Raw genomic sequence first — 12,941 nt, 5'->3', positions numbered from 1 at the left:
GATCCGGCATAGAAAGGTCAGGCAAGGTCAGCGTGGCACGCGATTATTACGGCTTGCTCGGAGTGAGCAAAGGCGCGAGCGATTCAGAGATCAAACGCGCCTATCGGCGGCTGGCACGTGAGCTGCATCCCGACGTCAACCCCGACGAGGAAGCCCAGAGCAGGTTCACCGAGATCCAGGTCGCCTACGAGGTGCTGTCGGATCCGGAGAAGCGTCGCATCGTGGACATGGGCGGCGACCCGATGGAGTCGGTCGGTGGAGCGCCCGGTGGGTTCAGCGGGTTCGGTGGTCTCGGGGACGTGTTCGAGGCGTTCTTTGGTGGCGGAACATCCTCGCGCGGGCCGATCGGCCGGGTGCGGCCCGGCGCGGATTCACTCCTGCGAATGCGGTTGGACCTTGCGGAGTGCGCCACCGGCGTGACCAAGCAGGTCGCGGTGGACACCGCGGTGCTGTGCGATCTGTGTCAGGGCAAGGGCACCAACGGCAATTCCACGCCGGTCGCCTGTGACACCTGCGACGGCCGCGGCGAGATCCAGACCGTCCAGCGCTCGCTGCTGGGCCAGGTGATGACGACCCGTCCGTGCCCCGTGTGTGGGGGAATCGGTGAGGTCATCCCCGATCCGTGCAACCGCTGCGGTGGCGACGGTCGGGTGCGCGCCCGCCGTGAGATCAGCGTCAAGATCCCGGCCGGTGTCGGCGACGGCATGCGGGTGCGGCTGGCCGCGCAGGGCGAGGTCGGACCGGGTGGCGGACCGGCAGGCGATCTGTACGTCGAGGTCCACGAGAAGCAACACGAGATCTTCGTCCGCGACGGTGACGACCTGCACTGCACGATCTCGGTGCCGATGGTCGACGCTGCGCTGGGCACTACGGTCAGCGTCGACGCGATCCTCGACGGGCCCACTGAACTGACCATCCCCGCGGGCACACAGCCCGGTGCGGTGACCACATTGCGCGGCCACGGCATGCCGCACCTGCGTTCCGGCGTGCGCGGTGATCTGCACGCCCACATCGACGTGGTGGTGCCGTCGCGGCTGGACACCGCCGATATCGACCTGCTGCGCAAGCTGAAGGAGAATCGGGCCCGCGACGCGGCGGAGGTGCGTTCGACTCAGGCCTCAGCGAGCTCCGGCGGTCTGTTCAGCCGGTTGCGCGAGACGTTCTCCGGCCGCTGACGCTGCGGGCGGCCACAGTGAGCTCAGCGCTTTTCTATGTCGACGCGCTGCCGGGCGCGGGGGAGCTCGCCGTCGTCGACGGTGACGAGGGCTTCCACGCGTCCAATGTGCGTCGCATCCGGGTCGGCGAACAGATCGATCTGAGCGACGGCGCCGGGACGCTGGCGCACTGTGTCGTCGAGGCCACCGCGAAGGGCCGGTTGTCGGCGCGGGTGACCGAGCGGGCCGTCATCGCGGCCCCGCGCCCGACCGTCACCGTGGTGCAGGCGTTGCCCAAGTCCGATCGCTCAGAGCTGGCCGTCGAGCTGGCGACCGAGGCCGGTGCGGACGGGTTTGTCGCCTGGCAGGCGACTCGGTGTGTGGCCCGTTGGGAGGGCCCGAAGGTGGACAAGGGCCTGCGGCGCTGGGAAGCGGTGGCCCGCTCGGCGGCCCGGCAGTCCCGCCGTACCTACATCCCGGCCGTTGAGGGCGTGGTCTCCACGGCGGCACTGACCCGGCGTGTCGCCGACACCGTGGCCGCCGGGGCAGTGGTGCTCGCACTGCACGAATCGGCCACCGCTCCACTGGCCGAACTGCCTCTGGCCCAGGCGGACTCACTGATGCTCATCGTCGGACCCGAAGGCGGCATCGCCGATGAGGAGATCGCCGCTTTCGCCGCGGCCGGCGCGAAGACCGTCCGCCTGGGCCCAACTGTCCTGCGGACGTCGACGGCTGCGGCCGTGGCTCTGGGGGCACTCGGTGCGCTGACGGGACGGTGGGCGATTTAGCGCCGACGGGCCACCCGGCTTCGCATTACGCTTCAATGGTGAGTTTGCCGCCGCAAGGCCCGCCGCCCTATGGCCAGCCCTCGTATGGGCAGCAGCAGCCCCCGAACTGGCCCCGGCCGCAACCGCAGCAGTGGGCCGGGGCGCCATTCGGGCAGCCCCCGCACTGGCCCCAGACCGGACCGTCGATCCCGCCGAAGAAGTCGAGGCTCGGGATCGCGATTGTTGCCGTCATCGTGGTTATCGGTATTTCGATAGTCGGATTTATGAGTTACATGGTCATCAAGGTGGGTGGCGAGGGGCAGGACCGGACTGCCTACTCGGCATCCAGTTTCTCCGATGTATGCGACAAGGATTGGATCAGTACCGCCCCGGAATACGGCAAGCCCTACAACATCGCGGCCTTCTACAAGGGTCTCGGGATCATGGGTGAAGCCTGGTTGTCGGTCCCTTCCAACAAATGGGCCACGTCCAACGAGTACTCCAAGATCAACGTCGTTGCCTGCCTGGACCGAAAGACGGGCACCGAGGCGAAATCCATTCCATGTGTCTTTGACGACGACGGGAACCGCATAACCGTCGACTACTACTCCGCCGAATACACGATCGAGCTCCGCGAAGCCAAGACCGGCAAGGTCATCCAGGACCTGGGCACGGTGTCGGGTACTGCCGACTCGTGTCCGTTCATCGCGTCCTACGAGCGCCGGTCCAAAACGATGTACGCGGCGCCGGACGGTGACGCCGTGGCGGCCAAGTTGGCGGAATTCACCGGTTAGACCACCCCATCACGCTGACCTGTGCGTTCACCCGGCCCACCAGCCCCGCCCGCCAACCGTGACGCACCGATCACCGCCGGCCTGCTTAACCATTGGGGCGTGTCATTGACCAGCGGTAAACTGACAACAGTACGACGGCAGCCGGCCGTCTTGAAAACACGGAAAGCAGGCACAAACTCCACGTGACGCCCCGCGACACGACCGCTGACTCGTCGGCCACCGCATCCGAACCGGTCCGCAGCAGCATCACTGTTCCGCCCGACATCATCGTGGGCCTGCTTGGCTCCGCCGACGAGAATCTACGGGCACTCGAAAGACTCCTGACCGCCGACATCCACGCCCGCGGCAACGAGATCACCTTCACCGGCGAACCCGCCGACGTCGCACTGGCCGAACGTGTCGTCGCCGAGCTGATCGCCGTCGCCTCCAGTGGGCAGGTGGTCAGCCCCGAGGCGGTGCGCCACAGCGTCGCCATCCTCACCGGAACCGAGGACGAGTCCCCGGCCGAGGTACTCACGCTCGACATCCTGAGCCGCCGCGGCAAGACCATCCGGCCCAAGACGCTCAACCAGAAGCGCTACGTCGACGCCATCGATGCGCACACCATCGTGTTCGGCATCGGCCCGGCCGGTACCGGCAAGACCTATCTGGCGATGGCCAAGGCAGTCAGCGCGCTGCAGACCAAGCAGGTCAACCGGATCATCCTGACCCGCCCCGCGGTAGAAGCCGGTGAGCGCCTTGGTTTCCTGCCCGGCACGTTGAGCGAGAAGATCGACCCGTACCTGCGGCCGCTGTATGACGCGCTGCACGACATGATGGACCCCGAGCTCATTCCAAAGCTGATGAGTGCCGGGGTAATTGAGGTCGCGCCGTTGGCATACATGCGGGGCAGGACCCTCAATGATGCGTTCATCATCCTCGACGAGGCGCAGAACACCACTGCCGAGCAGATGAAGATGTTCCTGACCCGGCTCGGATTCGGCTCGAAAGTCGTTGTCACCGGCGATATTACGCAGGTGGACCTGCATGGTGGCGCTACTTCCGGGCTGCGGGCGGCGATGAACATCCTCGACGGTATCGACGACATCCACTTCGCCGAGCTCACCAGCGCCGACGTGGTCCGCCACCGCTTGGTGTCCGAGATCGTCGACGCCTACGCCCGACACGAGGAGCCAACATTGCTCAACCGGTCTCATCGCCGTTCACCGAACGGGCGACCTCGCCGATGAGCATCGAGGTATCCAACGAGTCGGGCATCGATGTCTCCGAGGACGAGCTGATCAGCGTCGCGCGCTTCGTCATCGCCAAGATGGACGTGAATCCGGCGGCTGAGTTGTCAATGGTGCTCCTGGACAGTGCGGCGATGGCCGATCTGCACATGCGGTGGATGGACCTGCCCGGTCCCACCGATGTGATGAGTTTCCCGATGGATGAGCTGGAGCCCGGGGGCCGGCCGGATGCACCCGAGCCGGGACCGGCCATGCTCGGTGACATCGTGTTGTGCCCGGAGTTCGCCGAGCAGCAGGCCGCCAAGGCCGGGCACTCGCTCGGTCAGGAGTTGGCGTTGCTGACCGTGCACGGGGTGCTGCATCTGCTCGGTTACGACCACGCCGAGCCGGACGAGGAGAAGGAGATGTTCGCGCTGCAGCGTCAGCTCCTCGAGGAGTGGGTGGCTGATCAGGTCGAGTCGTATCACGCCGACCGGCAGAGTGAGAAAGACCAGCGGCTGCTGGACAAGTCCCGATATTTCGACGAACCGTGACCGGCCTACTTCCGCTGCTCGGCGCCGTGGTGCTGGTCGGGTTCGGTGGCCTGTTCGCTGCCATTGACGCCGCCCTGTCCACCGTCTCGATCGCGCGGATCGAGGAACTGGTCCGCGAGGAACGCCCGGGTGCCGCCCGGCTCAGCCGGGTAGTCGCCGAACGGCCCCGCTATATCAATCTTGTTGTGCTCCTCCGGATTACCTGCGAGATCACCGCCACCGTGCTACTGGCGTCCTTCCTCGACGGGCACCTCGGCGTCGGGTGGGGCCTGGTGGCTTCCGCCGCGATCATGGTGGTGACGAGCTTCGTGGCCATCGGCGTCGGTCCGCGCACGGTCGGTAGGCAGAACGCCTACTCCATCGCGCTGGTCTCGGCCTTGCCGCTGCAGGCGATCTCGGTGCTGCTCACTCCGATCAGCCGCCTGCTGGTGCTGATCGGTAACGCGTTGACTCCTGGCCGCGGTTTCCGCAACGGTCCGTTCGCATCCGAGATCGAATTGCGTGAGGTCGTCGACCTGGCCCAGCAGCGCGGCGTGGTGGCCGACGAGGAACGCCGGATGATTCAGTCGGTGTTCGAACTCGGCGACACCCCGGCCCGTGAGGTCATGGTGCCGCGCACCGAGATGGTGTGGATCGAATCGGACAAGTCGGCCGGTCAGGCCACCTCGCTGGCGGTGCGCAGTGGGCACTCCCGCATCCCGGTGATCGGCGAGAACGTCGACGACATCGTCGGCGTGGTCTATCTGAAAGACCTTGTCCAGCAGACCTATTACTCGACCAACGGCGGCCGTGACACCAACGTGGCGCAGGTGATGCGTCCAGCGGTGTTCGTCCCGGACTCCAAGCCACTCGACGAGCTTCTCAAAGAGATGCAGCTCGACCGCAACCACATGGCGCTGCTCGTCGATGAATACGGCGCTATCGCCGGTCTGGTCACCATCGAGGACGTGCTTGAGGAGATCGTGGGCGAGATCGTCGACGAGTATGACGCCGGCGAGGTCGTTCCGGTGGAAGATCTGGGCGAGCGGCAGTTTCGGGTCTCTACCCGGCTGCCGATCGAGGATCTCTGCGAACTTTACGAACTGGAGCCCGACGAGGATCTGGAACCGGACACCGTCGGTGGCCTGGTCGCATTCGAACTGGGACGGGTACCGCTTCCCGGCGCCGAAGTGATCTGGGAGGGCCTGCGGCTGCGCGCTGAAGGCGGTTCGGACCACCGTGGTCGGGTGCGGATCGGCACGGTGCTGGTCGGCCCGGTAGAGCCTGAGGAGGACAAGTAACCGATGATTGAACTCGATACCGAGGACACCAAACTCGTGGTGTTGGCCCGCGGCGCGATGGGTCGCGCCGAGGCCTCCACCGGTGCGGCGGTGCGTGACCAGGACGGCCGCACCTACGCCGGTGCCCCGGTGACCCTGGCGGCGCTCCAGTTGACCGCGTTGCAGGCGGCGGTGGCCGCTGCGGTGTCCAGTGGTGCCACCGGACTGGAGGCCGCGGTGCTGCTCGGCGGTTCGGCCGACGACCCAGGCGTCGCCGCGGTGCAGGAACTGTCCGCCGAGGCCGCGGTGATCGTCACCGACCGAGCGGGAACCCCGGTATGAGTGAATTCCGTTCCGGCTTCGCCTGTTTCGTCGGCAGGCCCAACACCGGCAAATCGACGCTCACCAACGCCCTGGTGGGCCAGAAGGTCGCGATCACCTCGAACCGCCCGCAGACCACCCGGCATACGATCCGCGGCATCGTGCACCGCGAGGACTTCCAGATCATCCTGGTCGACACCCCTGGGCTGCATCGCCCACGCACCCTGCTCGGACAGCGGCTCAACGACCTGGTCAAGGACACCTACTCCGAGGTGGACGTGATCGGTCTGTGCATCCCCGCCGATGAGCGCATCGGCCCCGGCGACCGCTGGATCCTTCAACAGATCCGCGCGGTGGCGCCGAAGACCACCCTGATTGCCGTGGTCACCAAGATCGACAAGGTGCCCAAGGATCGCGTCGCCGAACAACTGATGGCCGTCAGCGAACTCCTGGGGCCGGATGCCGACATCGTGCCGGTCTCGGCCACCGCGGGTGAACAACTCGATGTGCTCACCGATGTCCTCGTCTCGAAACTGCCGCCGGGGCCTGCCTATTACCCCGACGGCGAGCTCACCGATGAGCCCGAGGAAGTACTGATGGCCGAGCTCATTCGTGAGGCAGCGCTGGAAGGTGTGCGTGACGAATTGCCGCATTCCCTGGCCGTGGTGATCGAAGAGGTTGAAGAGCGTGAAGGCCGCGATGATCTGATCGACGTACACGCGATCCTCTACGTCGAGCGCGACAGCCAGAAGGGCATCGTGATCGGCAAGGGTGGCGCCCGCCTCCGTGAGGTCGGTACTGCCGCCCGCACCCAGATCGAAAAGCTGCTCGGTACAAAGGTTTATCTCGACCTGCGGGTCAAGATCGCCAAGAACTGGCAGCGTGATCCGAAGCAGCTGGGTCGGCTCGGGTTCTAACTGGCCCAGCGCTCGCCGCTATTTGCTCATCGCTACGGCAACCGCGATCAGGATCACGATCGCGGCAATCCCCACGCCAAGAATGATCAGCGTGGTCTTGACGCGGTCTCGTGAGCTCTTGCCGAGCCCGTACGAGGAGGAGCCGCTGAAGAGATCCAACAGCCCTTCCATAAGCTGCCACCCCCACGAATTGCCGTCGTTTCCCTTGGCATCGGGTTGTGGTTGGGCGCCGTGTGGTGCGGCGGGCGGATGACCACCGTTGGGCGGATAACCATAGCCGTAGGGGCCGGGTGGCGGCGGTGGATACTGCCCTGGCGGAGGTTGCTGTTGGGGCTGGTACGGATCCGGATAGCTCACTGCGGCATTCCCCCTTGCCTATTCATTAGCGTGCAAAATCCTACCTGGCCGACAAGCTGCTGACGGTCAGCGCTCGCCTCGCAGATATTCCGCCGTCGCCTCGGCTTGGGCCGCCTCGGACTGTGCCGGTGTGGGCAGGTCGGCGATGTCGTCGATGAACTGCGCGGCGACATCCTGATCCATTCCCTGATTCATCAGCAGGCTTTGGACCATCGCGCGCTGGATCGCTCGGGCCTGGAGGTTCGCCAGCTTGGCGGTGGCCATGATGTCGCGTGCGAGGTCCGATTCGGTCATCGACGTTGTGACTGAGGACAACTCGATCCGATTGATCGCGCCCGAGATCGTGGCTTGCGCGGTGATCGTTCCGGCCGGGTTCGTCACACCGAAGGTGACCGGCCCCTCCTGGTCATCGTGACCGGGCGTGGTCGGTTCAGGTGCATCTGGCGTTGGCCCGCTGTGGGTTTCATCGACCGTGAACGCGTCGAGCCCGGACCAGCCGTCGTGGTCGTCATCGCTGTGTTGCGTGTCGTCGAAACCCAGCGCGTCGAGGTCGCTCGCGAACTGCTCGTCTTCGGGATCGTCGTCGTCCCAGGTGTGATCGCTCATGCGACTAGCACTGCATGGTCCGGCCGAGGGTGCCGGATTCTTGCGCGTCGGTCTGGTCGTACTGCGAGGCCGCCGTCGTGAGCTTCTGGGACAGGTCGTTGGACGCATTCATCATCGCTTCGGAGGCGGATTTGCGGGCCTCGTTCGCTTCGCACAGTGCTTGCTGGGACGACCAGCAGATCGGGCCGTGCGTTGCCAGCACCTTCCATTCCACAAACGACGTGGTATCGCCCGCCGCGGAGAATCCGGTCGCGGCCGCGTCATGCGTGGTCGACATATCTCGGAGGTCCGAAGTGAGAACGTTCAATTCGTCAGACATGAATGGCTCCTTTCGCGGTTACACGTCGGTGGTGAGGCGTTGCGGCGCAGCATGGTTCGCGGTGCCGGCGCCGGACGAGGCATTGATCGGCGCGCGACCGGCCTGCGATTCGCCACCCCCCGCCGCACCGGGCCTGCCGTCATTCTGCGTGTTCGGGTCTTGCTGATCGACCTGCTCCACTGCCTGCGTCACGGTCTCGACGATTTGACCGGCGGCGCTCGTGAGACTGCCGAGCGCTTCGGTGCCGCCGCCACCCGAACCGCCGCCCATTTGAGGAAGCGACGGCATGCCACCCATCCCGCGACCGGAGCCCGATCCGCCGCTGCCGGTGCCGGTGCCAGATCCGCCCCCGGCGCCCGAACCCGAGCCGCCGCCGGCACCCGAGCCGCCACCGCCGGACTGATTGCGCGAGCTCGGGGTGCTCGTGGGCCCGCTCTGGGTGCCCGGGGTGTCCTGCCCAGACGGATTGCCCGGATTGTTGGACCCGCTCTGGTCGCCCGAACCGGACGGTGCGGCAGGCGAACCTGAGCCTGACGGGACCACCGCGCCCGCTTGACGGTACTTTTCTGTGGCTTCTCGAATCTGCGCGGCATTGTCTTGCGAATAGTTCACCAGATTGGCTGCCGCCGCCCCCGCGACGGCGAGCGCCGTAGCCACCGCAGCCATCTGGAGCGCAATCGACTCCGGAGCTCCCAGTACCGTAGCCTCCAGCGCCATTGCCACCGGAATCATTGCGGCCAAACCTTTTGACGACCAGTCGACTTCAGTCCGGGCATGGTTGACCTGTCCCGCCTGTGTGGACAGAATTCGAACGATGTCGTTGTCGGCTTGCAACATGGTTGTCGCACGCTGGATCTGGTGCGAGTTTTGCGCCGTGTAGGCGTCGGAGGCAGAGCCGGACCACGTTTCGGTGGGGTAGGCGCCTTCGAGGCTTTTCCCGTTGGTTTGGAACTGTTTCGCGCCGTCGCTGAAGGCGCCACCACCGTCGGGGCTTCCCTCGCCCATGGTGACGCTGGTCAACATCAAGAGCTTCAACCCAGCGGCGATTACTGGTGTGGCGGTGGCCGTGGGAATGAGCAACTGGGCCCATTTGCCGGCGTCGCCGATCAGGCCAACCGCGCCCATGGGATCGCCCTCCATGAGCTTCTTCAGATCGCTGTAGGTGCTAAACGCGGTTGTCGCTATGCCGAACTTGCTGGGGCCTTTGGGCCCTTTGGCGCCTCCGTCGTCTTCTGAACCGGTCACTCGGGTCCCTGCCCATTGCACATGGATTGATCGGTGCGCACGCCTCTTGGCCCTCCCCGGCTGATTTGACGAGTTCGTCGCGGCCCCACGCCGTGGATTCGAGCGTAACAAGGGGTAAGAGATGCCAATCTCACTAATTGTCACAGCTTTTCGACAGCTATCTGTCAGGTGTAAGCCGCTCCTCCGGCCTACCCGTCAAGCGCGTTGATCGCGGCGGCGGCTTGTGACGCGTCGGTCTGGGACGGGGCCGTCCACCAGACCTCGGGTTGCTTGGCGGCCCAGCCGGTGATCGCCTCCAACTCGGCGGCCAGCGAGATCAGCAGCGGCTCACTGTCAGCGGGCCCCATCAGTTGGATGCCGATCGGCAGTCCGTCGGAGGTAAAGCCGGCGGGTACGTTGATCGACGGCCAGCCCAGTAGGTTCCAGGGCCAGGTCACCGGGCAGGCGGCGATCGAGGCGCGTTCGGTGGCGGACCACCCGCGGCGGTCGAATTCGTGTGTGAGCGGCGGTGGTTGGGCGGTGGTCGGCGCGATGATGACGTCGACGAGATTGAAGATCCAGGAGATGCGGCGCTGTGCGGCGGCCTCGTGTGCCCGGGCTTTGCGGAGCACGTCCTGTGACAACAACCGGCCGATCCTCATGTTGGCCACCGTGCGCTCGTCGTAGGGCACATCGCCGAGGCGGTCGGTCCAGTCGAGCAGGCCGGAGGTGGAGCGGGCCAGGAAGTCCCAGGACATCCGCAGGCTGTAGTTGGGGTCTTTCTCCACCACGGTGTGACCCAGGTGCCCGAGTTGATCGGCGATGCCCTGTAGCGCGTCGCGGATCTCCGGGTGCAGCGTCGCCCGGAAACCGGTGAACGGGAACTTCGTCGACATGGCGACCCGTAGCGGCCCGGGGGCGCGGCCGACGTGCTCGGCGGCCTGTATCGGCGCGGGCTTGTGTAGGTCGCCGTCGGCGTTACCGGATGCGGCGTCGAGCACCAGGGCCGCGTCGGTGACAGTGCGGGCCAGCACGCCGTTGACCGTGATGCCGTTGAACGCCTCGGGCAGCGGCCAGGTGGAGATGCGACCACGCTGCGGCTTGATGCCGACCAGGTGCGTCCACGCCGCGGGGATGCGGACACTGCCCGCGCCATCGGATCCGATGGCCGCAGTCACCAGGCCGGCGGCGACGGCCGCGGCGCTGCCGCCCGAGGATCCACCCGGGCTGTGCTTGCGTGACCACGGGTTGCGGGTATGGCCGAACCCCGGCCCGCCGGTGAACGGCCACTGTCCGAGCTCGCAGGTATTGGTCTTCCCGACGATCACCGCGCCCGCGGCCCGGAGGCGGCGCACCACCTCGGCGTCGTCGGTGGCGATGCGAGTGGAGCCGTCGGTGCCGAACCGGGTGGGCACCCCGGCGACGTCGACGTCGTCCTTGACCGCGATGGGAATTCCCAGCAGCGGGAGTTGTTTGCCGGCTGCGCGAGCCGTGTCGGCCTTGGCGGCGTCGGCCAGCGCCTGCTCGGTCAGCACGACGCGGAATGCGTTGAGGGTGGACTGGCTCGCGGTGATGGCGCGCAGCGACTGCTGTACCAGTTCCTCAGAAGTGTCTGCGCCGCTGGCAAGTTGATAGAGCTGATTGGTCAGGGTCGGAAATCGGAAAGAGCTTGGGTCGGAAGTCGCAGATTTGGCCATCACTTTCGAGAATATCGGCGGTGCGTAACGGAACCTGTCCGGCCATGGTGCGACACTGTCACGATGCGGCTGTACCGGGACCGGGCGGTGGTGCTGCGCCAGCACAAGCTCGGCGAAGCCGACCGGATTGTCACCCTGCTCACCCGCGACCATGGTTTGGTACGCGCGGTGGCCAAGGGAGTCCGGCGTACCCGCAGCAAGTTCGGTGCGCGGCTGGAGCCGTTTGCCCATATCGATGTGCAGCTGCATCCGGGGCGCAACCTCGACATCGTCACCCAGGTGCAGGCCATCGACGCGTTCGCCGCCGACATCGTCAGTGACTACGGCCGCTACACGAGTGCGTGCGCGATGTTGGAGACCGCCGAGCGGCTGGCCGGCGAGGAGCGGGCACCGATGCCCGACCTGCACCGGCTCACGGTGGCCGCCCTGCGTGCGGTGGCCGACGGCCGCCGGGCCCGCGAGTTGGTGCTGGATTCCTACCTGCTGCGGGCGATGACGGTCGCCGGGTGGGCGCCGGCGCTGACTGAGTGTGCTCGCTGCGCCGCGCCGGGTCCGCACCGGGCATTTCACGTCGCCGCCGGCGGCAGTGTGTGCGTGCACTGTCGGCCCAGCGGATCCAGCACTCCGCCCCAGCCCGTGCTGGAACTGATGTCGGCGCTGCACGAGGGTGACTGGGAGTACGCCGAGGCATCCTCATCGGGGCATCGCAGCCAGGCCAGCGGGCTGATCGCGGCGCATCTGCAGTGGCACCTGGAGCGTCAGCTGCGGACATTGCCTCTGGTCGAGCGGGTGTACCGGATCGATCGGACAGTCGCCGAACAGCGCGCGACGCTGGTCAGGCAGGATATGCCCCATGGCTTTGAAGCGGGACAAGCGGGGCAAATCAACCTACCCACAGCTGCCCCCGGCGCCTGAGGACTATCCGGTCTTCCCGGATACTTCGACCTGGCCCGTCGTCTTCCCCGAGATCCCGGCCGGCACCAATGGCCGCTTCGCTCGCCCGCCCCAACACACATCCAAGGCAGTCGCGCCCCGGATCCCTGCCGATCAGGTGCCCAATCACGTCGCCGTGGTAATGGACGGCAACGGTCGGTGGGCCACCCAGCGCGGCCTGGGCCGCACCGAAGGCCACAAGATGGGCGAGGCGGTGCTGATCGACATCACCTGCGGTGCCATCGAATTGGGTATCAAACACTTGAGCGTCTACGCGTTCTCCACCGAGAACTGGAAGCGCAGCACCGAGGAGGTCCGGTTCCTGATGGGCTTCAACCGGGAGGTGGTGCGTCGCCGCCGAGAGAACCTGAACGCCATGGGTGTGAACATGCGCTGGGTCGGATCGCGGCCCAAGATGTGGCGCAGTGTCATCAAGGAGTTCGACATCGCCGAGCAGATGACAGTCGGCAACGACGTCATCACGGTCAACTACTGCGTGAACTACGGTGGGCGCACCGAACTCGTCGAGGCTGCGCAGGCACTGGCCGCCGAGGCCGTCGAGGGCAAGCTCAACCCGAGCCGGATCAGTGAGGCATCTTTTGCCAAGCATCTGCACCGCCCCGACATCCCCGATGTGGACCTGTTCATCCGGACGTCGGGGGAGCAGCGGGCCAGCAACTTCCTGCTGTGGCAGTCGGCCTATGCGGAGTTCGTGTTCCAGGACAAGCTGTGGCCCGATTACGACCGGCGCGACCTGTGGGCGGCGTGCGAGGAGTATGTGAACCGCAACCGTCGCTTCGGCAGAGCCGAATGACAAGCCTGAGTGGCAGA

The 12,941-nt window shown here is 66.2% G+C and carries 15 protein-coding genes; 10 read left to right on the top strand and 5 right to left on the bottom strand.

Features of this window, described 5'->3' with window-relative positions:
• The first annotated feature begins 32 nt into the window (after nt 1-32).
• The 8 genes from dnaJ to era all read left to right on the top strand — a co-directional run bounded on the left by dnaJ (nt 33) and on the right by era (nt 6,974).
• Nucleotides 33-1,175 (top strand): molecular chaperone DnaJ, encoded by a 1,143-nt coding sequence (gene dnaJ / locus HBE63_RS14560; RefSeq protein WP_166905368.1) that lies wholly within the window; start codon nt 33-35, stop codon nt 1,173-1,175.
• A gap of 17 nt (nt 1,176-1,192) precedes the next feature.
• Nucleotides 1,193-1,942 carry a 16S rRNA (uracil(1498)-N(3))-methyltransferase gene (locus tag HBE63_RS14555; RefSeq protein WP_166905367.1) on the top strand — a complete coding sequence of 250 codons (750 nt, stop codon included), beginning with the start codon at nt 1,193-1,195 and terminating at the stop codon, nt 1,940-1,942.
• Between the two features lie 38 nt (nt 1,943-1,980).
• Nucleotides 1,981-2,715 carry a hypothetical protein gene (locus HBE63_RS14550; protein WP_166902192.1) on the top strand — a complete coding sequence of 245 codons (735 nt, stop codon included), beginning with the start codon at nt 1,981-1,983 and terminating at the stop codon, nt 2,713-2,715.
• Between the two features lie 182 nt (nt 2,716-2,897).
• Nucleotides 2,898-3,944, top strand: coding sequence for a PhoH family protein (locus HBE63_RS14545; protein WP_166905366.1), 1,047 nt, complete (start codon nt 2,898-2,900; stop codon nt 3,942-3,944).
• Nucleotides 3,941-4,477 (top strand): rRNA maturation RNase YbeY, encoded by a 537-nt coding sequence (gene ybeY, locus HBE63_RS14540; protein WP_166905365.1) that lies wholly within the window; start codon nt 3,941-3,943, stop codon nt 4,475-4,477. The genes HBE63_RS14545 and ybeY overlap by 4 nt, the downstream gene beginning before the upstream one ends.
• Nucleotides 4,474-5,757, top strand: a complete 1,284-nt coding sequence (locus tag HBE63_RS14535; RefSeq protein ID WP_166905364.1) for a hemolysin family protein — start codon at nt 4,474-4,476, stop codon at nt 5,755-5,757. The genes ybeY and HBE63_RS14535 overlap by 4 nt, the downstream gene beginning before the upstream one ends.
• A 3-nt stretch (nt 5,758-5,760) precedes the next feature.
• Complete coding sequence (locus HBE63_RS14530; protein ID WP_166905363.1) at nt 5,761-6,078, top strand: cytidine deaminase; 318 nt, start codon at nt 5,761-5,763, stop codon at nt 6,076-6,078.
• Nucleotides 6,075-6,974: a GTPase Era gene (gene era, locus HBE63_RS14525; protein WP_166905362.1), complete on the top strand. Its 900-nt coding sequence runs from the start codon at nt 6,075-6,077 to the stop codon at nt 6,972-6,974. Before HBE63_RS14530 ends, era begins: the two co-directional genes overlap by 4 nt.
• Before the next feature lie 18 nt (nt 6,975-6,992).
• Here era and HBE63_RS31155 read toward each other — a convergent pair whose 3' ends face one another.
• The 5 genes from HBE63_RS31155 to HBE63_RS14500 all read right to left on the bottom strand — a co-directional run bounded on the left by HBE63_RS31155 (nt 6,993) and on the right by HBE63_RS14500 (nt 11,177).
• Nucleotides 6,993-7,331 (bottom strand): hypothetical protein, encoded by a 339-nt coding sequence (locus HBE63_RS31155; RefSeq protein ID WP_208301372.1) that lies wholly within the window; start codon nt 7,329-7,331, stop codon nt 6,993-6,995.
• Between the two features lie 66 nt (nt 7,332-7,397).
• Nucleotides 7,398-7,937: a hypothetical protein gene (locus HBE63_RS14515; protein ID WP_166905361.1), complete on the bottom strand. Its 540-nt coding sequence runs from the start codon at nt 7,935-7,937 to the stop codon at nt 7,398-7,400.
• A 4-nt stretch (nt 7,938-7,941) separates the two neighbouring features.
• Complete coding sequence (locus HBE63_RS14510; protein ID WP_166905360.1) at nt 7,942-8,256, bottom strand: ESX-1 secretion-associated protein; 315 nt, start codon at nt 8,254-8,256, stop codon at nt 7,942-7,944.
• Nucleotides 8,257-8,274: 18 nt separating this feature from the next.
• Nucleotides 8,275-9,501 carry an EspA/EspE family type VII secretion system effector gene (locus tag HBE63_RS14505; RefSeq protein ID WP_166905359.1) on the bottom strand — a complete coding sequence of 409 codons (1,227 nt, stop codon included), beginning with the start codon at nt 9,499-9,501 and terminating at the stop codon, nt 8,275-8,277.
• A gap of 188 nt (nt 9,502-9,689) precedes the next feature.
• Entirely contained in the window at nt 9,690-11,177 is a 1,488-nt protein-coding gene (locus HBE63_RS14500; protein ID WP_166905358.1) for an amidase, read from the bottom strand.
• Between the two features lie 63 nt (nt 11,178-11,240).
• On the opposite strand from HBE63_RS14500, the gene recO reads away from it, so the two are divergent.
• Nucleotides 11,241-12,092 carry a DNA repair protein RecO gene (gene recO, locus HBE63_RS14495; protein WP_166905357.1) on the top strand — a complete coding sequence of 284 codons (852 nt, stop codon included), beginning with the start codon at nt 11,241-11,243 and terminating at the stop codon, nt 12,090-12,092.
• Entirely contained in the window at nt 12,031-12,924 is an 894-nt protein-coding gene (locus tag HBE63_RS14490; RefSeq protein ID WP_166905356.1) for a decaprenyl diphosphate synthase, read from the top strand. Before recO ends, HBE63_RS14490 begins: the two co-directional genes overlap by 62 nt.
• Nucleotides 12,925-12,941 lie beyond the last annotated feature (17 nt).

Origin of the sequence: Mycobacterium sp. DL440 (assembly GCF_011745145.1) — a bacterium.
In the GTDB taxonomy this organism is placed as follows: Bacteria; Actinomycetota; Actinomycetes; order Mycobacteriales; family Mycobacteriaceae; genus Mycobacterium.
This window is presented reverse-complemented; position numbering and strand designations above follow the sequence as displayed.

Coding starts and splice junctions, on each gene's coding strand:
- recO (WP_166905357.1), top strand. CDS start 11,241: ATGCGGCTGTACCGGGACCGGGCGGTGGTGCTGCGCCAGCACAAGCTC.
- ybeY (WP_166905365.1), top strand. CDS start 3,941: ATGAGCATCGAGGTATCCAACGAGTCGGGCATCGATGTCTCCGAGGAC.
- HBE63_RS14500 (WP_166905358.1), bottom strand. CDS start 11,177: ATGGCCAAATCTGCGACTTCCGACCCAAGCTCTTTCCGATTTCCGACC.
- HBE63_RS14510 (WP_166905360.1), bottom strand. CDS start 8,256: ATGTCTGACGAATTGAACGTTCTCACTTCGGACCTCCGAGATATGTCG.
- HBE63_RS14530 (WP_166905363.1), top strand. CDS start 5,761: ATGATTGAACTCGATACCGAGGACACCAAACTCGTGGTGTTGGCCCGC.
- HBE63_RS14490 (WP_166905356.1), top strand. CDS start 12,031: ATGGCTTTGAAGCGGGACAAGCGGGGCAAATCAACCTACCCACAGCTG.
- HBE63_RS14515 (WP_166905361.1), bottom strand. CDS start 7,937: ATGAGCGATCACACCTGGGACGACGACGATCCCGAAGACGAGCAGTTC.
- era (WP_166905362.1), top strand. CDS start 6,075: ATGAGTGAATTCCGTTCCGGCTTCGCCTGTTTCGTCGGCAGGCCCAAC.